This window comes from Roseibium sp. AWQ4_254 (assembly GCF_056161025.1).
This window is the reverse complement of sequence record NZ_JBSWYH010000006.1, coordinates 169,651-190,632: the sequence shown is the minus strand read 5'-3', so window position 1 is coordinate 190,632 and position 20,982 is coordinate 169,651. Positions and strand designations below refer to the sequence as shown.

20 protein-coding genes are annotated in these 20,982 nt (G+C 61.4%); 11 read left to right on the top strand and 9 right to left on the bottom strand.

Going from position 1 to position 20,982, the window contains the following annotated elements; all coding sequences use genetic code 11:
- Positions 1-131 precede the first annotated feature (131 nt).
- The 6 genes from fliF to flhA all read left to right on the top strand — a co-directional run bounded on the left by fliF (position 132) and on the right by flhA (position 7,477).
- Positions 132-1,745 carry a flagellar basal-body MS-ring/collar protein FliF gene (fliF, locus tag ACXAIC_RS06685; protein ID WP_475174971.1) on the top strand — a complete coding sequence of 538 codons (1,614 nt, stop codon included), beginning with the start codon at positions 132-134 and terminating at the stop codon, positions 1,743-1,745.
- Positions 1,746-1,747: 2 nt separating this feature from the next.
- On the top strand, positions 1,748-2,794 hold the full coding sequence (gene fliG, locus ACXAIC_RS06680; RefSeq protein WP_475174968.1) for a flagellar motor switch protein FliG: 1,047 nt from the start codon (positions 1,748-1,750) through the stop codon (positions 2,792-2,794).
- A 38-nt stretch (positions 2,795-2,832) separates the two neighbouring features.
- On the top strand, positions 2,833-3,525 hold the full coding sequence (locus tag ACXAIC_RS06675; RefSeq protein ID WP_475174966.1) for a FliH/SctL family protein: 693 nt from the start codon (positions 2,833-2,835) through the stop codon (positions 3,523-3,525).
- The gene (gene fliN / locus ACXAIC_RS06670) at positions 3,522-3,857 is read left to right on the top strand and encodes a flagellar motor switch protein FliN (RefSeq protein ID WP_475174964.1); all 336 of its coding nucleotides are present in this window, start codon (positions 3,522-3,524) and stop codon (positions 3,855-3,857) included. The genes ACXAIC_RS06675 and fliN overlap by 4 nt, the downstream gene beginning before the upstream one ends.
- A 12-nt stretch (positions 3,858-3,869) precedes the next feature.
- A complete protein-coding gene (flbD, locus tag ACXAIC_RS06665) occupies positions 3,870-5,222 on the top strand; it encodes a sigma-54-dependent transcriptional regulator FlbD (RefSeq protein WP_475174962.1) in 1,353 nt (450 codons plus the stop codon).
- A 71-nt stretch (positions 5,223-5,293) separates the two neighbouring features.
- Entirely contained in the window at positions 5,294-7,477 is a 2,184-nt protein-coding gene (gene flhA, locus ACXAIC_RS06660; RefSeq protein WP_475174959.1) for a flagellar biosynthesis protein FlhA, read from the top strand.
- A 133-nt stretch (positions 7,478-7,610) separates the two neighbouring features.
- On the opposite strand, the gene ACXAIC_RS06655 is transcribed toward flhA, so the two are convergent.
- Positions 7,611-7,886 (bottom strand): flagellar biosynthesis protein, encoded by a 276-nt coding sequence (locus ACXAIC_RS06655; protein WP_475174956.1) that lies wholly within the window; start codon positions 7,884-7,886, stop codon positions 7,611-7,613.
- Positions 7,887-8,076: 190 nt separating this feature from the next.
- Here ACXAIC_RS06655 and ACXAIC_RS06650 point away from each other — a divergent pair, with 190 nt between their 5' ends.
- A complete protein-coding gene (locus tag ACXAIC_RS06650; protein ID WP_475174953.1) occupies positions 8,077-8,694 on the top strand; it encodes a GNAT family N-acetyltransferase in 618 nt (205 codons plus the stop codon).
- Positions 8,695-8,758: 64 nt separating this feature from the next.
- Here ACXAIC_RS06650 and mtnA read toward each other — a convergent pair whose 3' ends face one another.
- The gene (mtnA, locus tag ACXAIC_RS06645) at positions 8,759-9,865 is read right to left on the bottom strand and encodes an S-methyl-5-thioribose-1-phosphate isomerase (RefSeq protein ID WP_475175004.1); all 1,107 of its coding nucleotides are present in this window, start codon (positions 9,863-9,865) and stop codon (positions 8,759-8,761) included.
- Positions 9,866-10,137: 272 nt separating this feature from the next.
- On the opposite strand from mtnA, the gene ACXAIC_RS06640 reads away from it, so the two are divergent.
- On the top strand, positions 10,138-10,719 hold the full coding sequence (locus ACXAIC_RS06640) for a hypothetical protein (RefSeq protein ID WP_475174951.1): 582 nt from the start codon (positions 10,138-10,140) through the stop codon (positions 10,717-10,719).
- Positions 10,720-10,734: 15 nt separating this feature from the next.
- Here ACXAIC_RS06640 and ACXAIC_RS06635 read toward each other — a convergent pair whose 3' ends face one another.
- Positions 10,735-11,703 carry a metallophosphoesterase family protein gene (locus tag ACXAIC_RS06635; RefSeq protein ID WP_475174949.1) on the bottom strand — a complete coding sequence of 323 codons (969 nt, stop codon included), beginning with the start codon at positions 11,701-11,703 and terminating at the stop codon, positions 10,735-10,737.
- Between the two features lie 81 nt (positions 11,704-11,784).
- Positions 11,785-11,910 (bottom strand): hypothetical protein, encoded by a 126-nt coding sequence (locus tag ACXAIC_RS06630; protein WP_475174947.1) that lies wholly within the window; start codon positions 11,908-11,910, stop codon positions 11,785-11,787.
- Positions 11,911-12,236: 326 nt separating this feature from the next.
- On the opposite strand from ACXAIC_RS06630, the gene ACXAIC_RS06625 reads away from it, so the two are divergent.
- Positions 12,237-12,722 (top strand): NUDIX domain-containing protein, encoded by a 486-nt coding sequence (locus ACXAIC_RS06625; protein WP_475174944.1) that lies wholly within the window; start codon positions 12,237-12,239, stop codon positions 12,720-12,722.
- 53 nt (positions 12,723-12,775) lie between these two features.
- Here ACXAIC_RS06625 and ACXAIC_RS06620 read toward each other — a convergent pair whose 3' ends face one another.
- A complete protein-coding gene (locus ACXAIC_RS06620) occupies positions 12,776-13,756 on the bottom strand; it encodes a glutathione S-transferase family protein (protein WP_475174942.1) in 981 nt (326 codons plus the stop codon).
- Between the two features lie 39 nt (positions 13,757-13,795).
- Entirely contained in the window at positions 13,796-14,140 is a 345-nt protein-coding gene (locus ACXAIC_RS06615; RefSeq protein WP_475174940.1) for a hypothetical protein, read from the bottom strand.
- Between ACXAIC_RS06615 and ACXAIC_RS06610 the strand changes: the two genes are divergently transcribed.
- The gene (locus ACXAIC_RS06610) at positions 14,127-14,621 is read left to right on the top strand and encodes a GNAT family N-acetyltransferase (protein ID WP_475174937.1); all 495 of its coding nucleotides are present in this window, start codon (positions 14,127-14,129) and stop codon (positions 14,619-14,621) included. The two genes, ACXAIC_RS06615 and ACXAIC_RS06610, sit on opposite strands and share 14 nt — an antisense overlap.
- Before the next feature lie 266 nt (positions 14,622-14,887).
- A complete protein-coding gene (locus ACXAIC_RS06605; protein WP_475174934.1) occupies positions 14,888-15,052 on the top strand; it encodes a hypothetical protein in 165 nt (54 codons plus the stop codon).
- A 99-nt stretch (positions 15,053-15,151) separates the two neighbouring features.
- On the opposite strand, the gene ACXAIC_RS06600 is transcribed toward ACXAIC_RS06605, so the two are convergent.
- Genes ACXAIC_RS06600 through ACXAIC_RS06590 form a run of 3 tightly spaced genes read right to left on the bottom strand, consistent with a single transcriptional unit; the run spans position 15,152 to position 20,977 of the window.
- Positions 15,152-17,227 (bottom strand): hypothetical protein, encoded by a 2,076-nt coding sequence (locus ACXAIC_RS06600; protein ID WP_475174932.1) that lies wholly within the window; start codon positions 17,225-17,227, stop codon positions 15,152-15,154.
- 8 nt (positions 17,228-17,235) lie between these two features.
- A complete protein-coding gene (locus tag ACXAIC_RS06595; RefSeq protein ID WP_475174930.1) occupies positions 17,236-20,049 on the bottom strand; it encodes a DUF4159 domain-containing protein in 2,814 nt (937 codons plus the stop codon).
- 4 nt (positions 20,050-20,053) lie between these two features.
- Entirely contained in the window at positions 20,054-20,977 is a 924-nt protein-coding gene (locus ACXAIC_RS06590; RefSeq protein ID WP_475174927.1) for a DUF58 domain-containing protein, read from the bottom strand.
- Positions 20,978-20,982 lie beyond the last annotated feature (5 nt).

Below are 20,982 nucleotides of genomic sequence, written 5' to 3'. Positions count from 1 at the left end.
TGATTTTCGTAAAGATTCTGTTAACCACTTGTTAACCGTCCGGGCGGCAAATTTTGCCCATCGTAGTGTGGCGTGTCGGGCCGACTCCCATAATAACAACTTAGACAAGCTTCTGATGCGGGCGGGCTTACGTGAACGGCATAACTGAATTTATTAAGACGCTGGGAGCAGCGCGGATCGCGGCCATGGGTGCCGTTGCCGCAATACTTGTCGGAGTGTTCGCATTCATCATTCTGCGGGTGACTGCGCCGCAGATGACCACTCTCTACAATGAACTCACGCTTGAAGATTCCGCCGCCATCGTCACCCAGCTGGAAAGCCAGGGCGTCCAGTTTAAACTTGCCCGCCAGGGCTCGACCATCATGGTGCCGAATGAACAGGTCGCCCGGTTGCGCATGCAGTTGGCCGCAGAGGGCCTGCCGACCGGTGGCTCCATCGGTTATGAAATCTTCGACCGCAGCGACACACTTGGCGCGACCAGTTTCGTTCAGAACATCAATCACCTGAGAGCAATGGAAGGTGAGTTGGCCCGGACCATCGGGTCTCTGGACCGCATCCGTAAGGCCCGGGTACATCTGGTGATCCCGGAGCGGCAGCTGTTCCAGAAAGACCGCCGTCCGCCGTCCGCGTCCATCGTATTGAATGTGCGCGGGGCGCTTGGGCCCGGGGAAATCCGCGCGGTACAGCACCTTGTGGCCACGGCCGTTGACGGACTGGACCCGGACCATGTGTCGATTGTCGATGAGACTGGCCGTCTTCTGGCCTCAGGTGCAGGCAGCGATGATGAGGGGATGATCTCTACGTCCTTGCAGGAGCGCACGGTGGCCATTGAAACCCGCCTGCGCAATCAGGTTGAGGAAATCCTGAATTCGATTGTGGGCCCGGGGCGGGCCCGGGTGCGGGTTCATGCGGATGTGGACTATAACCGGCTGACGGAAACCACAGAAACCTTTGATCCGGAAGGGCAGGTTGTCCGCTCCACCCAGACCAAGGAAGAGGCGTCGTCTTCGGTCAGCCGCAATGGTCAGGTGACCGTCGGCAACGAGCTGCCCAATGCGGGCGGCGAGCAGGGCGAAGGCGGGCGGGACACGGCGTCCACGACGGAGGAAATCGTCAACTACGAGATTTCCCGCTCGACCCGGACCGAAGTGGTTGAGGCGGGCGAGGTCAAGCGCCTGTCCGTTGCCGTTCTGGTGGATGGTACCTATCTGCCGGATGCGGATGGCAATTCGGTCTATTCACCCCGTTCCCAGGACACGCTCGACAGGATCGCAGTTCTGGTCCGCTCCGCGGTCGGCTTCGACCAGGGGCGCGGCGATATCGTTGAAGTGGTCAATCTGCAATTTGCCCTGCCGCCGCAGGACGACTTGATGGCTGATGACACCAGTCTGTTCAACTTCACCCGGGACGACATCATGCGGTTTGCGGAACTGGGTGTTCTGCTGCTGATTGCCTTGCTCCTGCTGCTCTTCGTGGTCCGTCCGCTCCTGAAGCGGATCGTCACGCCGGACGAAAAACAGCCTCAGGAGCTGATGATCGGCCCCGATGGCACACTTGTGGTGGAAACCGATGTGCCCAATGAGGACGAGGCTGAAGACGATTTCGTGATCGAATGGCTCGAGCAGGCGAAGCAGGAAGGGGCAATGCAGGCAAGTTCCATCGCCAAGGTGGGTGACATGATCAAGGACCATCCGACGGAAGCCGTGACCATCGTCCGCGGCTGGCTGGATGATCAGGCGGCCTGACAATGAACGATCTTCTCCAAAAACAGCTCAAGGTCAGCGCGGACGAAGAAGAGCGCGAACTCAAGGGTGCCGAGCGGGCGGCCGTTCTTCTGCTGGCCCTTGGCGATTCTCATGGCGCGCCGATCTGGGACAAGCTTGACGAGATTGAAGTGCGCCAGGTCTCGGCAGCCATGGCCAATCTGGGCCCGGTCACGCCAAACATGCTGGAAGACTTGTTCAAGGACTTTGTCCGCCGGGTCAGCTCCCGAGGGGCCTTGACCGGCAATGTGGATGCGACCGAACGGCTGCTGACCAGCTTCCTGCCCGGGGACAAGGTCTCCGTCATTATGGAGGAAATCCGCGGGCCTGCCGGCCGGAACATGTGGGAGAAACTGTCAAACGTTCAGGAAAACGTTCTGGCAAACTATCTGAAGAACGAATACCCCCAGACCGTCGCTGTTGTTCTGTCAAAGATCAATTCGGACCATGCGGCGCGGGTTCTTGGCATTCTGCCGGAGGAACTGGCGTTGGAAGTGGTCAGCCGGATGCTGCGGATGGATGCGGTGCAAAAGGAAGTTCTGGAAAAGGTCGAGCAGACTCTCCGGGTGGAGTTCATGTCGAACCTGACCAACACGTCGCGCCGGGACAGCCACGAGATGATGGCAGATATCTTCAACAATTTCGACCGTCAGACCGAAGCCCGGTTCCTGGCGGCCCTGGAAGAGGACAACCGCGAGGCAGCGGACCGGATCAAGACGCTGATGTTCACCTTCGACGATTTGTTGAAACTGGATGCGGCCAGCTGTCAGACCCTTCTGCGCCATGTGGAAAAGGATCAGCTTGCGATCGCGCTCAAGGGATCCACCGATACGGCCCGCGAATTCTTCTTCGGCAACATGTCGTCCCGTGCGGCCAAGCTTCTGGCCGACGACATGGAAGCCCTGGGGCCGGTCCGGTTGCGGGATGTTGATGAAGCGCAGACAGACATGGTGAACAAGGCCAAGGACCTGGCGGCAAAAGGTGAGATCATGATCTCCAAGTCGAAGGGCGAGGATGAAATTATCTACTGATGATTCAGCCAGCAGGTACACGTAGCAGAATGGGCAGCATGACCAACCCGTCGAAATTTCTGTTCAACATGGACTTTTCCACGCCGGAAGAGCCCGAGGTTGAGGCGCCGCCTGAGCCGCAAATCCCTATGATCACGTTGGCGGAGCATGAGAAACTGCTGGCGGAGGCAGAGGCGCGGGCGTTTGAAAAAGGGCGCGTTCAGGCGCTGGAAGACCTGCAGACGAAGCAGGAAACCCTGTTGACCGCAGAGGTTGGCCGGCTGGTGGACGCGGTTGGCGGCGTGATTGAAACCCTGGATGATCAGCAGGCCAGCCGGGAAAAAGATGCCGTCAGCCTGTCATTTCTTGTGGCCAGACGGCTTTGTGCCCACCTGATTGCCCGCCAGCCACTGGCCGAAACGGTGGCCTTGGTGTCAGAATGCCTGGGCCCGCTGCGCAAGGCGCCGCATCTGGTGATCCGGGTTGCGGAGAAGGACGTGGAGGCGCTGAAGGCGCAGGTGGATCCGATCATTCACGAGAAGGGCTTTGATGGCCGCCTCGTGATCCTGGGCGAGCCGGAAATCGGCCGCGGCGATTGCCATATCGAATGGGCTGATGGCGGGATCAAGCGGGACCGGAAGGTGCTGGAAAACGAGATCGACGCAAGCATCCGGACGTATCTAAGGGCGCGCAGCGCGGCAAAGGCCGCTCCAGCCCCTGACGCTCCGGTGCAAAAGGACGCTGAGACATGAGCGACGAACAAGACACCAATATTCCGCTCGACGAGCTGGAGGCGCCTGAGCGCAGCTCGGACGACGAAGAAATTGCCGCGCCGCAATCGGCGGCGGATCTTGAAGCCGTGTTTGATGTGCCGGTGCGGATCTCTGCCGTTCTGGGGCATTCGAAAATGCATGTGTCGGATCTTTTGAAGCTTGCCTCCGGCACGGTGCTGGAACTCGACCGGAAGGTCGGGGAGGCAATCGATATCTATGTGAATGACCGGCTGGTGGCCCGCGGCGAAGTGGTTCTGGTTGAGGACAAGCTCGGCGTCACCATGACGGAAATCATCAAGACGGACCGGTAGGAAAGGTAACAGATGCGTCTGCTCATTGTCGGAACCCTTGGTGGTCAGCTCACGACAGCATCAAAGATTGCGATGCAGGGCGGTGCCCAGGTCACCCATGCGGATGACGTGGAAGGGGCGCTGAAGGTTCTGCGGTCCGGCCGGGGCGCGGATCTCATGATGGTTGAGGTTCATCTCGACATTGCCGGCCTCATCGACAAGCTGCAGCTGGAACGGGTGCATGTGCCGGTGGTGGCCTGCGGCGTGGAAACCGACGCCCAGGCGGCCGTGACGGCGATCCGGGCCGGGGCGAAGGAATATATCCCCCTGCCGCCGGACCCGGAGATGATCGCAGCGGTTCTGGCCGCCGTCGCCCAGGAACGCGGGGATCTGATCTACCGGGACGAAGCCATGGCCACCGTGGTCAAGCTGGCCGAGCAGGTGGCCCCGTCTGAAGCCTCCGTGCTGATCACCGGCGAGTCGGGCACCGGCAAGGAAGTGATTGCCCGCCACGTTCACAAATGCTCCAACCGGGCGTCCAAACCGTTCATTTCGATCAACTGTGCGGCCATCCCTGAGCACCTTCTGGAATCGGAACTGTTCGGCCATGAGAAAGGCGCCTTTACTGGCGCGGTTGCCCGCCGGATCGGCAAGTTCGAGGAGGCCGATGGGGGCACGCTGCTCCTGGACGAGATTTCCGAAATGGATGTGCGCCTGCAAGCAAAACTGTTGCGCGCCATTCAGGAGCGGGTGATCGACCGGGTGGGCGGCACGCGGCCGGTTCCGGTGAATATCCGCATTCTGGCCACGTCCAACCGGGATCTGGCGGAAAGTGTGCGCCAGGGCCAGTTCCGCGAAGATCTTCTGTTCCGGCTGAATGTGGTCAACCTAAAGCTCCCGGCCCTGCGGGAGCGCCCGGCCGATATCATGGAGCTGGCCCAGTTTTTCATCAAACATTATTCGGAAGCCAATGGGGTTCCGGTGCGGCTGGTCTCCGCAGAGGCCCGGCAGGCCCTGATGGCCAATCCCTGGCCGGGCAATGTGCGCGAGCTGGAAAACACCATGCACCGGTCCATTCTTCTGGCCTCGGGCGCGGAAATCGGAGTTGAGGCGATCCGCATGCCGGATGGCACGCCGCTGACCGGCTCGCGCGGCCCTGCGGAGCGGGCTGCAGAGACAGCGGAAGCCGTGACCCGGTCCTTTGTCGGGCGCACGGTGGCGGATGTGGAACGGGATCTCATCCTGGACACGCTGGACCATTGCCTGGGCAACCGGACCCATGCGGCGAAAATTCTGGGAATCTCCATCCGCACGCTGCGGAACAAGCTGAATCAGTATACCGATGAAGGAGTCAGCGTCCCGGGACCGGGCGAGGCCAGAGCCTGATCATCAAACATCGTGCAATCCAGACGCGGCATGTGGTGAGTCCGGGCGTCTGTCAGAAACCGGAATAGAGAATGTCGGACACGGCAGCAGGTGGACAAGGTGGGGGATCGGCCCCGGCATCAGGACCGGAGCAACCGGCGGCAGCGGCCCAGTCCGATGCGGCACCGTCCAATTTGCCTTCCCTTCAGGAGCTGATCGACACCCTGCGCAAGGGGGATGTCGGGCTGGCGACCGGCGTTCTGGTGATCCTGACGCTGCTGATCCTGCCGATGCCGCCGGTTATGCTGGACACGTTTCTGGCAGTGTCGATCATCTTTTCCGTCATGATCCTGATGACGGGCCTGTTCATTCAAAAACCGCTTGAATTCTCATCCTTCCCGACGGTGCTGCTGATCGCGACTATGTTGCGGCTAGGCCTGAACATTTCATCCACCCGGCTGATCCTGGCCAATGGCCATGAGGGCACGTCGGCGGCGGGCAATGTCATCCAGTCCTTTGGCAATCTGGTGATGGGCGGCAATTTTGTCATCGGGATCATTGTGTTTGCGATCCTGGTGATCGTGAATTTCGTGGTGATCACCAAGGGGTCAGGCCGGATCGCGGAAGTCGCCGCCCGCTTCACTCTGGATGCAATGCCGGGCAAGCAGATGGCCATTGACGCGGATCTGTCTGCCGGTCTCATCGATGAGGCGGAAGCCAAGACCCGCCGGAAGGCGCTGGAAGATGAAAGCTCGTTTTTCGGGGCTATGGATGGTGCCTCGAAATTCGTGCGCGGCGATGCGATTGCGGGCCTCCTGATTACCTTTATCAACATTCTGGGCGGGATCTTTATCGGTGTCGCCCAGATGGAGCTGAGTTTTTCGGAAGCGGCGAACAACTATACGCTTCTGACCATCGGGGACGGTCTGGTCTCGCAGATCCCGGCGCTGATCGTCTCGACTGCGGCCGGTCTTCTGGTCTCCAAGGCCGGTGTGCACGGCGCAGCCGACAAGGCCTTGACCAGCCAGTTCACCGGCTATCCGAAGGCGCTTGGCATGTCGGCTGCGGTCATGGTGGTCCTGGCAATGCTGCCGGGCATGCCGATGATCCCGTTCCTGGGCCTGGCCGGTCTTGCCGGGTATCTTGCCTTTCAGGTGGGGGCGCGCAAGAAGAAGGCAGCGGCCAAGGTCGCCCATCAAAAAGCCGTTGAGGCCGCGCCGAAACCGCCGCCCGAGCCACCGATCACCGATGCACTCAAGATGGACGAATTGAGGATTGAGCTTGGCTATGCCCTGCTGCCCCTGATCAATGGCAAGGCACAAGGGGAAGGGGATGTTCTGACAGAGCAGATCAAGGCGCTGCGCCGTCAGGTCGCCGGCGACATGGGGGTTATCATGCCGCCGGTGCGCATCCTCGACAACATTCAGCTCGGCGCCAATGACTATGTCATCAAGGTCAAGGAAGTGGAGGCCGGGCGCGGCATTCTCTATCCCAACCATTATATGGTGATGGACCCTGCGGGCGGGCAGGTCAAACTGCCAGGAACCCATACGACGGAACCGACTTTCGGCCTGCCGGCAACCTGGGTGGAGGCCCAGTACCGGGAAGATGCCTCCCTTCGTGGGTATACGGTGGTCGATCCGGCAACTGTGCTGTCCACCCACCTGACTGAAACGATCAAGACCAATATCAGTGAACTTCTGACCTATGGTGATGTTCAAAAACTTCTGAAGGAGCTGAAGGGCGAGCAGGCCAAGCTTGTAGAAGATCTGGTTCCTTCGCAAATCACCGTCTCGGGCCTGCAACGGGTGCTGCAGACCCTTCTGGACGAGCGCATTTCGGTGCGCGATCTGGGCACCATTCTGGAAGGTGTGTCGGAGGCGGCCGGGATGACCCGCAACACCGACACGATTGCCGAACATGTGCGCACGCGACTCGGCCGTCAGATCTGTGCAGCCAATCTGGCGCCGGGTGGCTATCTGCCGTTGATCGCCCTGTCGCCGCAATGGGAGCAGGCGTTCCTGGAATCGATTGTGGGCGAAGGCGACGAGCGCCAACTGGCCATGCAGCCAAGCCGGTTGCAGGAATTCGTGGCCAAGGTGCGCGATGCCTTTGAGGCCGCTGCCCAGCAGGGCGAGGTGCCGGTGCTTCTGACCTCGCCCCAGACCCGCTCCTTCGTGCGCTCCATCGTGGAACGTTTCCGCGCCCATACAACGGTGATGAGCCAGGCGGAAGTACATCCCAGGATCAAGCTGAAGACGGTGGGCTCGGTCTAGGAGGAGTGTCGTCAGGCAAATTGCGTCTTACCGGATGTGTCTTTCGTTGCCTGACAACAACAGGGCGTTCAACCCAAATGACACAGAGGATTGTCCTTGCTTCACCACGAAGCGCTTCAGAAAAGCGGGTGTCTCAGACGACCACGTTAACCCGTGCCATGACGGCGGTATTGCTGGCATAAGGCCCGCTTTGCCCCTGATTTTGCATCAGGAAATTCGTGTTGGACTGGGAGGCTTCGGACGTGATTGTCGAAAAATTGTTGGCGATGGTGCGCAGCTGCGCCATTTTTTGGGCGGCGGCTTCCCGGCGCTGGTTCCAGGACTTGTTATAGTCCGACCAGGTGGATTTCTGCTGGGACTTGAATTTGTTATGATAGTCCCGCTGGACGTAATTTCCCACTTTAGGCATGTGCGCATCTTTCCTGAATACGGGGAAAGTGTCTCAAACCATGGTTAACAAGTGATGAATCGGCTGCAGTATGCTAGCCGGGGGAAACCGTTTTTGAGAAACAAAATCAACACTCTTTACGTTTCCGGCTTGTCTTGTGCCCAAACTGGTTTACTCCGGTTGACACCTACAAGAGATCTCGGAGGGAACAGTGTCAGCGCCTGTGCTTGATTTGAACGGCTATACGGATGTGCCAGAGGGCAAGGTGGCCTTTGTGGTCACCTATCTGGAGATGACCCAAGCCCCGGCGGAGCCCCTGGCTGCAGACCGGACCGATCTTGAGCTCGTCCGCTGGAGCAAGCCGGAACTTGAGGCCTATCGCAGATTGTTCCGTCAGGTGGGGGAGGACTGGCTCTGGTTTGGCCGTCTCACCCATGACGATGTGGCACTGTCGACTCTTTTGAACGAACCGGCGCGGGAGAACTATCTGCCTGTGCGCGCAAACACGCCGATCGGGACACTTGAACTTGACTTCGCCGACCCGAAAGAACCGGAAATAGCCTATTTCGGGCTGGTGCCGGAGGCGATTGGCGGGGGTATTGGCCGCTGGCTAATGTCCCGGGCGGTGTCCATGTCCTGGTCGCGCCCGGAGACTGAACGTCTGTGGTTGCACACCTGCACGGCGGACAGCCCTCAGGCGTTGAAATTCTATATGTCCTGCGGTTTCAAACCCTATAAGCGCGCCATCGAGATCGCCGATGATCCGAGGGGGCTGGGTCTGCATGGCGTAGACAAGGCGCCCCATGTACCTGTGCTCAAGGCAGGCTGATCAAGATTGACGCATCGAGTGGGCGGAGGACCGGGCTGCGGCCTGTGCTTGAAAGGCGGTGCCGTCAGGCGCTCATTTTCACCCTTTCGGGAAAGGCCTGGGTCAGGGCCTGCCGGCTTGGCTCCAGAACCCCGCGTTCGGTGATGAGGCCGGTGATCAGGCGCGCGGGGGTCACATCGAACGCGGGATTGCTGACCCGGGCGCCATCGGCCATGATGGATATGGTCTCAATGCCGCCAGCTTCGGTCTTGCCGGTCACCCGGGTGATTTCCGTGCCTTCCCGCTCTTCAATCGGCAGGTCCCGCAGACCATTGGTCAGGGAAAAGTCGATGCTTGGCGAGGGCAGCGCCACATAGAAGGGGATCTTGTTGTCCCGTGCGGCAAGGGCTTTCAGATACGTGCCGATCTTGTTGCAGACATCGCCGGTGGCAGTGAGCCGCTCTGCGCCGGTGATCACAAGATCAACCTCCCCGTGTTGCATCAGATGGCCGCCGGCATTGTCGACGATGATGGTGTGGGGCACGCCGTGATGGCCCAGCTCCCAGGCAGTCAGATAAGCACCCTGGTATCTCGGCCGCGTTTCATCCACCCAGACATGAACTGGCAGGCCGCCATCATGGGCCATGTAGATCGGGGCGGTTGCCGTGCCCCAGTCCACGGTGGACAGCCAGCCTGCATTGCAATGGGTCAGGATGTTGACCGGCTTTCCAGGGCGCTTGGTACGGGCAATGGCGGCAATCAGTTCCATGCCGAACATGCCGATGGCCATGTTGAGGCCGATATCTTCATCGCAAATGACATTGGCCAGCGCGAAGGCGGCTCTGGCCCGGTGCTCCGGCTCGATCTGGACAAGACTGCGCCGGGCCCGGTCCAGAGCCCAGTTGAGGTTGATCGTGGCCGGACGGGTTTGCAGGAGCACGGAACAGGCTTCATGCAAAGCCTCTTCGGACGGATCCGCCCGCATGGCAAGCGCAACCCCGAACACCGCCGTTGCCCCGATCAGGGGCGCACCGCGCACCTGCAGCGCGCGGATGGCCCGGGCGGCGTCCTCCAGATCCTGCAACTTTGCGATCTCGAATGTGTGGGGAAGCTTCGTCTGGTCGATGATCTCGACACTGTCATCTTCTTCGCAAAGCCGGATCGCGCGGTGTTTCTTGCCATCCACCTTCAAAGACATGCCCTCCAGGACCAGGTCAAAATCAAACTGCTCTGCCGTCCATACGACCTATCCTTGCATAGCGCACGGCCGGGGCGCGAACCAGTGCCGCCTCGCTGGTGTTACGGTTAAAAATCTCCTAAACTCCCCAGAATGGCCGTTAACCAGTTTGGGATCATTGTCAGTGGATAGGCTGGAGTTTCCCCCTCGCGGGCCATTCCGCGCCCAAGAGACTCGGTTAAGACTCTCGTCAACGGCAAGACCAGAAGATTGGAGTCAGGCGCCTCATGGCTGAAATGCAGGATAATGTCGTCCCCCATACGCGCATGCGCTCTTTGCGCGATGCCATTCGCAAGGTGCAGCTCGGCGAGGTTGAGCGCTCGGATGTGGTGGTCGAGCTGCAGGACACCGAACGGGCCCGGCTGGACATGCTGGCGGACGAGCTCAAAGACGTGTTCCGGGAGATCCCGGAAGATGATGATCAGTTCTCCCTTCAGATCATTGCAGGCTCGACACCGCGCCTGTGGATCGATGTCACCAGTCATGTTTCGGTCGGTGGTGACCGCAAGACCTACCGGTTCTTGAAGGACACGCGGCTTGGCCGGGTGGTGATCCTGGAAACCGCCAATATCGACGATATGGCGGATTGCCTGACCGAATATATTGCAGAGCGGGTGATCGAGCGGGAAAAGGCCCTGGAAGGGGACTGGCTGAACCAGCGCCTGCGTCAGGTCGCGCTCGATTCCCAGGTGGTGCGGGTCAAGGAAAGCACGACGTCCTGGCTGGCCATTGCCGGCGGGTTTGGCATTGGGCTTGCCGCCGGTGTGGTTGGCCTGATCGCTTTTGCCTGGTTTGCCAATCCGATCTGAGGTTTTTGCCGACTGTCAGCCACCCCGGAGGGCTCCGCCCGCCGGAACCTGCACCTCCCGTGCTCTCACCAGAGCGATGGAGCCACCGGGCGCCTCGAAGCCGTGTTCTTCCATGCGGCAGGACCAGCCGCTGCCGTTGCGCTCAATCCTGAACAGATTGTAGCGGGCGGCCGGTTTGTGGCCGCCTGGCGCGCAGGTAGCCGAAGGCACACCGACGACCGGGACGGGTCCGTACGGTCCCTCAATTTCCTCAAAACTGTCGATGTGGGTGTGGCCATGCAGGATCAGCTCTGCCCCGGCCCGTTTGACGACGGCCCGCACCCGGGAGGCATCGGAGAGGCGCTTGTGCCATTTGGTGGCGTGTTTGAACGGCGGGTGGTGCAGCATCACGACCCGGAACAGCCCAGCCTGTCCGGTTGTCTCCAGCAGCCTGCGCAGGGCCTTGGCCTGTTGGCTGCCGACCCGGCCGGTCGCAAACCAGGGGGCGCTGGCCCGGCCCGTATTGACGCCGATCAGGGCAAGGCCATCCCGCTGGCGCAGATAGGGAAAGACGGCCTCGGTCCGGGAGGGGGCGGGGGCGTTTTGCTCCCCTAAGTTACTTGAAACCTGCGACGCTGGATCTGCGCACATGAAGGGCTGCCAGGCAGCGCTCGCCTTGCGCACGGCGCCGGGCACATAGGCATCGTGATTGCCAGGCACCACGGACACATGGTCCGGCGCCCCGAGTTCCTCAAGCCAGGTCCGGGCCCCGGAGATTTCCAGGGGCAGGGCAATGTTGACGAGGTCGCCAGTCACGGCGATATGGTCCGGCGCTCTGGACTTCAGATCTTCGACGAGCTGGTCCAGATGATTGCCGCCCATCACTTTCGAGCGGTTCCGCTGCCAGTTGAGATAGCCCAGGATCCGCTTGGACAAGAGCTGGATCAGCTTGGGATCGGGCAGGGGGCCTAAATGTGGGTCGGACAAATGCGCAAGGGTGAACATGGGGGCGCATCATCAAACCAAAATGCGCCGCGTCAAGGAAATAACGCGGCGCATCACAATCACGTCTGAACTTTCAAGGGGTCAGCGTTTGGGGTTGACCCGGACGGCCTTGACCGCAGCCTGTTGGGAGGCTGAGCCACCGGTCGTTTTGGCGGAGCGCGTGGTTTCGCGCAGCGTCGCGTTCACAACAGTCACAAATCCGAACATTTTTCTTGCTCCGGTCGCGGCCTTGCCCGACCCTTAGTTGGTGGGGAATGTGGTCAGGATCGCGGCAACACGCGGGTTGCTCAGATCAACAGCCGGTTTCCAGTTGTAATGGGCCGGACGGGGGCGGCGCTTGCCGAAAAGTGCGTTCAACATGGTCATCTCCTTGGGAGGGTCAGGCAGATGAGCTGCCTTCGAAATCATCAATCTGCATCCCATATAGGCAATTCGGGCCTAAAGAAGGAGCGTTATTGTGGCGCATCTGCCCTGCAAGAAGCGCATGGGTTCGTTAAGTGTTGCTTCACCTGTTATGCGTGCAAGTTGGGGCCATGTTGAAGATCCTGTCATTGCTGCCAAGCCGCTGGACCAAACGGATCGTCCAGACAGCGGTGCTTGTGCGCAATCCCTACATTCTCGGGGTCCGGGTTATTGTGGAAGACGGGCAGGGACGGGTTCTGCTGGTGCGCCATACCTATCTGGACGGCTGGTATCTGCCCGGCGGTGCAGTCGACCGGGGGGAAACGCTGGAAGCGGCAGCCAGCCGGGAAGTGGCGGAGGAAGCCGGACTGGTGGCGGAGGCGCCGCCGCAGCTTCTGGGCATCTATCTTAACCGGGAAGCCACCGGCCGGGATCATGTCGGCCTGTTCCACCTGACCGTATGGAGCAAGGGCAGCAGTTTCCTGCTGCCAAACCGTGAAATTGCCGAAGCCGGTTTTTTTCCGCTGGATGCCCTGCCGGACCGGCTCAGTCCGGCCACCGCCCGCCGCCTTGAGGCGTTCAAGGCGGGTGATATCCCCTCAGGCGGGCACTGGTGACACAGGTGCCTGTCTGCTGAGACCAAAGACATGCTGACTTATCGCCAGAGGCGCTAGCCTCTAGCGGCGGCGGGCAGCCGGTTCCGGTCGTGGGCTTGCGTGAAATCAAGAGCAGGCCCCACCGGAACGACGCCGTGCGGGTTGATGGTCCCGTGGGAGCCATAGTAGTGCTGCTTGATCGTCTCCATGTCGACGGTCTCGGCAATGCCGGGCATCTGGTAGAGTTCCAGCAGATAGTTGGACAGGTTCGGGTAGTCGGCAATCCGGCGGATATTGCATTTGAAATGGCCGACATAAACAGCATCAAAGCGCACAAGCGTGGTGAAAAGGCGCCAGTCGGCCTCCGTCAGCCGGCCGCCTGTGAGATAGCGCGAGGTGCCTAGCAGCTTGTCCAGATCGTCCAGCGTGTGGAATAGCACGGCCACCGCCTCCTCATAGGCCTCCTGGGTGGTGGCAAAGCCGGATTTATAAACGCCGTTGTTGACCGCGTGATAGATGCGCTCATTGACGGTGTCGATCTTGCTGCGCAAGTCCTCGGGATAAAAATCCAGCGTCGATCCGGTCAGGCCGTCAAAGGCTGAATTGAACATGCGGATGATTTCGGACGACTCGTTGCTGACGATGGTGTTCTGCTCTTTGTCCCAGAGAATCGGCACCGTTGTGCGCCCGGTATAGCCGGGGTCTGCCTTGACGTAGATATGCCAGGCATAGTCTGCGCCGGTCAGCGGATCGGTCTCGGCAAATTCCCAGCCGTTTTCCAGCATCAAAGGTTCGACGGCCGAAAGGGAGACTGCATCTTCAAGGCCCTTCAGCCTGCGGAAGATCATGGTCCTGTGTGCCCAGGGGCAGGCATAGGAGACGAACAGATGATACCGGCCTGGCTCAGCCTTGAACCCGGCCCTTCCGCTGGGGCCTGCAGATCCGTCCGCTGTCACCCAGTTGCGGAATGCAGAGTCTTTGCGCACAAAGCGTCCGCCACTTGATGACGTATCATACCATTGGTCTTTCCAGACACCGTCGACCAGCAATCCCATGAGATGCTCCTTGCGTTTCCTTTGGGAAAATCTTGTGCGTCAGGTGCTGAAATCAATCAATTGAATGCTGTGTTCGGCAAGGGTGAACAATCGGCCGGACCAGAGTGCCGAAAAAAAGCGCTGGACCGGGACCGGCGTGCGTGGTAACCGCTTTGCCTCATCCATGATCTGCCGGGGCACTTGACGCATCCGGCTTAGAAACGAGACTGGGATCAATGACCGCAGGTCTGATGCTCCGACGACGAACCGACCGACGAGAAAGCTCTCGTCTGTTCCGTCGCGGCTGACCTGATCCCGGAGTTCCACCCCTTCCATTCCGGCTCTCGGCAGGCGCGTTTTTCCAAAAAACTGCTTGTCAAGGAATAGCCACATGAAACAGACCACGTGGGTCATCCGGCTCGAAGACGCTGCCGACACCGCCACCATCGATCACCTTCAGGCCGAGGCTTTCGGGCCAGGCCGGTTCGCCCGCACCGCCTTCCGCATCCGCGAAGGCGTGCCGCACCGGGCTGACCTGTCCTTTGTCGGTCTGGTCGGTCAGGACATCGCCGGGTCCATCCGCCTGTCGCCGATCCGGATTGGCGGCCACAAGGGGCTGCTGCTGGGACCTTTGACCGTGTCTCCGGAATTCAAGAACCGGGGAATCGGCAAGGCGCTGATGCGCACTGCCATGGCTGCAGCGGAAACGGCAGGTGACCGGATTATCCTGCTCGTGGGCGATGCACCCTATTACGGCCCGTTCGGCTTCCAGCGGGTTCCCTTCGGCCGCATCACCCTGCCAGGTCCCGTCGATCCGGCCCGGCTTCTGGTCGCACTGCTGAATGGCGCCGAGATGCCCGAAGGGGCGGTGCAGGGCGGGGCATAGACCATCGCGCGTTTCAGCGGAGGTCCTCTCGCTCTGGAGGCGGGCAGGTGTCTTTGGTGTCCTGGGTCTTGGCCTGCGTCAATATGGCGGATGTTGTCTTAAGCCGTTCTCAAGTAGCGCTGCTGAACATGGAGCTTGCCGCAGTCCATCGGATCTTTCTTTTTCTGTCTGCGATCAAGACTGTCAGCGCAAAAGGAGATCCGCACTGGATGTAAAGACACGCGGCACGCTCAACAGGGTCATATAAAACCGTTTGGACACTTGCCATGGATCTCGATTGGGTCGACTTTTTTCCGATCGTTTTTTTTCCGTTCAAGATGATCGTTTTGGGCGTTGGAATGTTCTTCGCCATTAAGTGGCACTACGATCAGGACAAGAAAAAAAGAAACGAGGCCAAGGAGCGGGAGCGCCCGCCCGTTGAAACTGTATGATGCCAAGCGCAATTGGTCATGATGAATTGCGCTTGGCATTTGAGCCTCGTGCCGACTGATCGCACGAGGCTCTCGCCCGTGTATTACGGGCCTCTTCCCCTATCGTCCTTCCCGGTACCAGGTCAGGGACAACATGCCCAGAAGCAGGGCAAGGCCAAGCAGGCCGATCATCAGCGGGTAGCGGTCAACGCCGTTCAGCACGCTGGCTTCTGTCGCTTTCAGTCCAATCCAGCCATTGCCGGAATAACTGGCAGAGGGCGCCAGTGACACGATCCGGGGGATATGCATGTCCCCGCCCACATCCCGCAGCCGCTGGGTGCTGCCACCGGTGGCCTCGCTGATCGGGGCGAGCGCTTCGGTGGTCGACAGGACGTCGGTATATTCCCTTGGATTCTGCGGGCCCACATGAATAAGCGCGCTCAAGGTGCCATCCGATACCGAAAAGAGCCCGGTTTCCCTTGCCGGCAGAGTGCCACGCCACAAGCCCGGCTCTTCCTCGCCCATGGCAATCTGGGTCTGATCGCCGGATGGGGCCGTCACGGTGACCTCACCAATGCTGTCTCCCAGGGTCTGCCGGTCGATCACCAGATCTGATCCGCGCATGGACACATTGAGCGCCTCTTCCTCCAGATCCGGCTCCTGCATCAGCCAATGGGCCAGCCGCCGCAAGAGCGGCACATGGGGCCCACCGCCCTCATAACCGCGCGCCCACAGCCAGACGTGATCGGACAACAGCATGGCAACCCGGCCTTTGCCTTCCCGGTTCAGAACCAGCAGCGGTGTGTCGCCCGGGCCGGACATGAGCTGCTCGCCCGCATCCAGATGGGTGCCGACGGCCCGGAACCAGCGGCTCCAGGCAGGCGGGTCCTGTTTGGACCCGGGCAGGCCACGGGTCACCGGATGCCGCTTGCCGATCTCCGCAAGGGTGGCATGGAAGGGTTCTTCCAGGATGCTGCCGGTCGGGCTCGCCGGCAAAATCGGGGCCAGGGGAGTGCGGTAGAGGCTGCCGGCCTCTGCATAGTCGGGGCCGCCGGCCAGAAGCACCGCACCACCGTCGCGCACATAGCGGGCAATGTTGTCGAAATAGAGCATCGGCAGCACACCGCGACGGACATAGCGGTCGAAGATGATCAGGTCGAATTCATCGATCTTGACCGAGAACAGCTCGCGGGTCGGGAAGGCGATCAGCGACAGCTGGTTGATCGGGGTGCCATCCTGCTTTTCCGGCGGCCGTAAAATGGTGAAATGGACCAAATCAACGGAGGCGTCGGATTTCAGCAGATTGCGCCAGGTGCGCTCGCCCGAATGGGGCGATCCGGAGACGAGCAGAACCCTCAGATTCTCCCGGATGCCGTCAACGGTGACCACAGCCCGGTTGTTGAGTGTGGTCAGTTCCCCGGTCAGCGGTGCGGCTTCGAATTCGAAGATATTATCGCCGCCATGGGAGATTTCGACAGGAATATCGATGGTCTCACCGGTACGGGCCGTGCGCTGGCTGACCACATCGCCATCCCGCTTCACGGTCAGCGTCACCTGATCGCCCGGGCCGGTGCCCCGGCCCTGGTCGATCACGCTCAAACTGACGGTTTGCTCGGACCCGACCAGCCCGAACCGGGGAGCGGTTTCCAAAGCGATCCGGCGGTCGCGCTCCTCCGGTGCTCCGGTGATCACGCCATGAACGGGGGCATCGAAGCCGAGCGCGCCCGCGCTTTGGGGAATGTCATGGATCTGGCCATCCGTGACGATGATGGCGCCACCGACCCGCTCGGGCGGCACGTCCGCCAAACCATTTGTCAGGGTTTGAAAGATCTCCGTACCGTTGCCGGAGCCGGAATTGCGCGATTCCAGAACCCGCAATTCGAACCCGCCAAGTGCGCTGATGCGGCTTTGCAATTCGGCGGCTGCCGCCTCCGTGGTGGCTTCCCGGTCAGCCAGCCGCTGGCTCTGGCTCTTGTCGACCACCAGCGCCACCACGCTGGACAGGGGCTCCCGGTCCTCCCGCTCAATGGCGGGGTTGGCCAGGGCAAACAGCAGCAGCGCCATGGTAAGGGCGCGCAAGGCCCAGCCGCGCAGATTGAGATAGCCTGACAGTCCGGCCAGCAGCAGAGCGGCCACTCCTCCGGCAATCAGGGCCCAAAGGGGCAGGAGAGGATCGAAGGAAAGGGACCAGACCATCAGCGCTCCTATTGGCCCAGCCGTTCCAGCAGGGCGGGAATATGCACCTGATCGGCCTTGTAGTTGCCGGTCAGACTGTACATGACGATGTTGACCCCGGATCGGAAGGCGTAGTCCCGCTGGACCGGGCTGTTGGGCACGGTCGGGTAGAGAAAGTCGCCATCTTCGGTCACGGCCCAGGCGGCGGCAAAATCATTGCCGGTGATCAAGAGCGGACTGACCCCGTCACCTGCCCGCACCGGGCGGTCGCCGCGTGCGGCAACCTCTTCCAGGCTCTCCACCCACAAGGGACTGGTGGCATAGCGTCCGGGGAAGGAATCCAGCAGATAAAAGGACTTGGTCAGGACGTGATCCGGCGGCACAGGCTCAAGCGGGGGCACGTCCAGATCTTCCAGAATCTCTCGGAGTTTCAAAGTGGCCGGAGTCGAGGCAAACCCGCCAGTCGCGGCATTGAGATGGTCGCGGGTGTCGAACAGGATCGTGCCGCCATTGCGCATGAATGTGTCGATGCGGGCGATCGTCTGTGCGTTGGGTTTGTCGGCCGCCGGATCAATTGGCCAATAGAGCAGGGAATAGAAGGCCAGCTCATCGCGGGCAATGTCGATGGCTACCGGCGAGCCGGGCTCCAGCGCCGTGCGTTCGGCCAGGAACCGGGTCAGACCGGCCAGTCCTGCAGCGCTGGCGTCGTCGATTTCCGGATTACCGGTCAGCACATAGGCAAGCCGCGTTTCCAAGGTCGATTGCAGCGCCTGAAGGTCATCGGATGTGGATTGCGCGAATGCCCGGTCCTGGGGCAGGAGCAGCGCCCCGGCCAGGGCCAGGGTGAGAAGCGCCGCCAGACTTGCGGTGCGGCCACGCGGGCTGAGGCGGCTGAGCCCCCCAGCCAGCAGGAAGACGGCAACTGCGTCGGCGATCAGCAGCAGGAATGCGGCGGTGAAGAAGACGGCCCGCAGATCAATCGGGTTGGAGGAGGGGTAGGCGGCGAGGGTTGCCGCCGGTCCGAGGGCCGTGAAATCGATGGGGGCGAGCGTGTCCTGCGACTGCATCAGGTTCAGGGCCCGGAACCCGTCCTCGGTGCCGTAAAGGCCCGGCGGGGTTCTGCGGTTGGCGCTGGCATCGCGGAACACCTCGGCGCTGACCGGTGTCACTTCCACCGGCGGTGCGCCGAAGCGGCCATAGCCGTCAAGCAGGCGCAAGGGGGGCAGCACACTTTTCGCCGGGGTGCTGTCATCCGGGGTCTCGGAGGCGGCAGCCACATTGGAAACGGCTAGAATGCGCCGGAGCATGTTCAGGAACACACCGGACAGCGGCAGGTTCGACCAGGTGGAATCGGCTGTCACATGGAAAAGGATGAGGTTTCCGGCTCCCAGCGGAGCGGCCGTGACCAAAGGGGTGCCGTCCTCCAGCATCGCCCAGGTGCGTTCTGAGAGGGTCGAGGTCGGTTCGGCCAGAACTTGCCGGTTGACGGTCACTTCCTTGGGTACTTTCAACCCGAAAAACGGAGAATCGTCGGGAAAGTCCGCCAGATGCTGGGGCTGCTTCCAGGACAGAGAGCCGCCAAGGGAGCGGTCGCCGGAGCGCAGCTGGACCGGGATCAGATCGTCACTGCCCCCGGCGGTGCGGGGCCCGGCAAAGCGCACCAGGGTGCCACCATTTTGCACCCAATCCCTCAATTCGGCTGCGGTGGTGTCCGGCAGGCGCCCGACATCGGCCAGCACCAGAACCGAAATACCCTGATCGATCAGGGCCGGAACAGCGAGTGCAATGTCGCCATCCTTTGGCTGGCGGATGTCGGAAAAGGGCAGAAGGGCCCGTTCCAGATAATAGACAGGGGACAGAAGGGGCTGGTCCAGATCGCCCGACTGGCCGGAAATCAGCCCGACCGTCCGCCGCCGCCAGCTGTCATCCACCAGCTGCACGGCGCCTGCGGCAGCTTCCCCGGCAATTTCAACCCTTGCAATATCGTTGCGCAATTCGCTTGGCAGCTCAAACCGGGCGGTTGTCTCGGTGCTGCCCGCCTCGAACACGGCCGGAACTTCCCCCAGCACAAGCCCTTTCAGATCAAGTGCGCGCACGCTGGCGGCGGAGCGGACCTGGCCGGGGTGGCGCACCACTTTCACAGACAGGGCATCGGCATCGTTTTGAAGACCCGTCAAGCCCAGAGGCGTATCCAGCCCGGTGAGAACAGTGATGGGTGTGCTGCCTGTGACTGCGGCCAGATCGGTCAGGAAACTGTCCCGTGTCTGCGTGTCGTCGGACAGCCAGACCACTGCACCGGGGGGCGCCGCCTGGGCCGCTTTGCGCAGTCCGAGACTTAATTCGCTGCGCACAGGCGGGAAGGGGCGGGGCTCGAGCGCACGCAATTTCTCAAGCGCAGCTGCAGCGGATTCCGGTGCAAAATTCTGGGAGGGGCCGTCGGCGGTGGCCGCAAAAAGGACCGGCTGGCCTTCCTGTTCCGCTGTGGTCAAAAGATGCTCGGCGGCCGCGACCTGACTGTCCCAGCCCTTTGCGGAGGTCCAGCCATTGTCGATCAGAACCCACAGAACCCCTTTGCCGGTTTCCACCGTATCGGCGGTGCGCCAGATGGGACCGGCCAGGGCGATGATCAAAAGGGCGGCCAGAAGAAGACGCAGAAGGGTCAGCCACCACGGGCTGCGCTGCGGGGTTTCCTCATGCTGGTCGATATCCAGCAGCAGACGGGTGGGCGGAAAGGCCACCTCCCTCGGGCGGGGCGGGGTGAGGCGCAGCAGCCACCAGATCACGGGCAGCAGGGCGAGCGCTGTCAGGATCCAGGGGGCTGTAAAGGTCAGGCCGGCAAACATCAGCTCACATGCCTCCCCTGGTCAGGACATCCTGGGCACCGGACAGTGCACTGTGCAGGACCAGCAGCGGCTCGGAGGCTGGCCGGTCCGTATGGTGCAAGATGAAGGTCCAGCCCGCGCGGCGGGCTATGTCCCGGACTTCGGCCCGGTGGGCTTCCAGGCGGGTTTTGTAGTCCTCGCGCCATTGTTCTGCGCGCCCGGCGGTCAGGCGCAGGCCCCGTTCCGGGTCCGTGAATTCTACCCGTCCGTCAAAGGGAAATGTTTCCTCAATCGGGTCAAGCACTTGAACCAGATGACCGCGGGCGCCGGTGCCTGCCACCCGGGCGACCCAGGCGGCGATATCTTCAAGCGGGTCCAGAAAGTCCGAGATCAGAACGATATCTGCAAACCGGTTGACGGCGGTCGTGTCCGGCAAGGCAATGGGCCGGGACAGGTGGGTCAGGGCATCGGCAACACGCTCGGCGGCCCTGCGGTCGGAGAAGGCTCGGGTCAGGCCTGGCAATCCCACACGTTCCCCGGTCTCGGCCAGCATGTCGGCCAGCGCAAGCATCAAGACGATGGACCGGTCTCTCTTGCTGACCTCGGAAAGCTTTGAGCGGAACACCATGGACGAGGACAGATCCGCCCAGAGCCACACGGTGTGGGCCGCCTCCCATTCGCGCTCGCGCACGTAAAGATGATCGTCCCGGGCCGAACGGCGCCAGTCGATGCGTTTGGCCGGTTCACCCATGTTGAAGGGACGGAACTGCCAGAAGCTTTCCCCTGGCCCCGCCCGGCGGCGACCATGCCAACCGGCAATGATGGAACCCGCCACATGGCTTGCTTCCACCAGCAGATCCGGCAGGGCGTCGGCGACGGACCGGGCCTCGCCGATCACATTTGGCCAGGACGCCTGATCAATGCCAGTCTGTGGGCTGCGGGAAACCATAGACG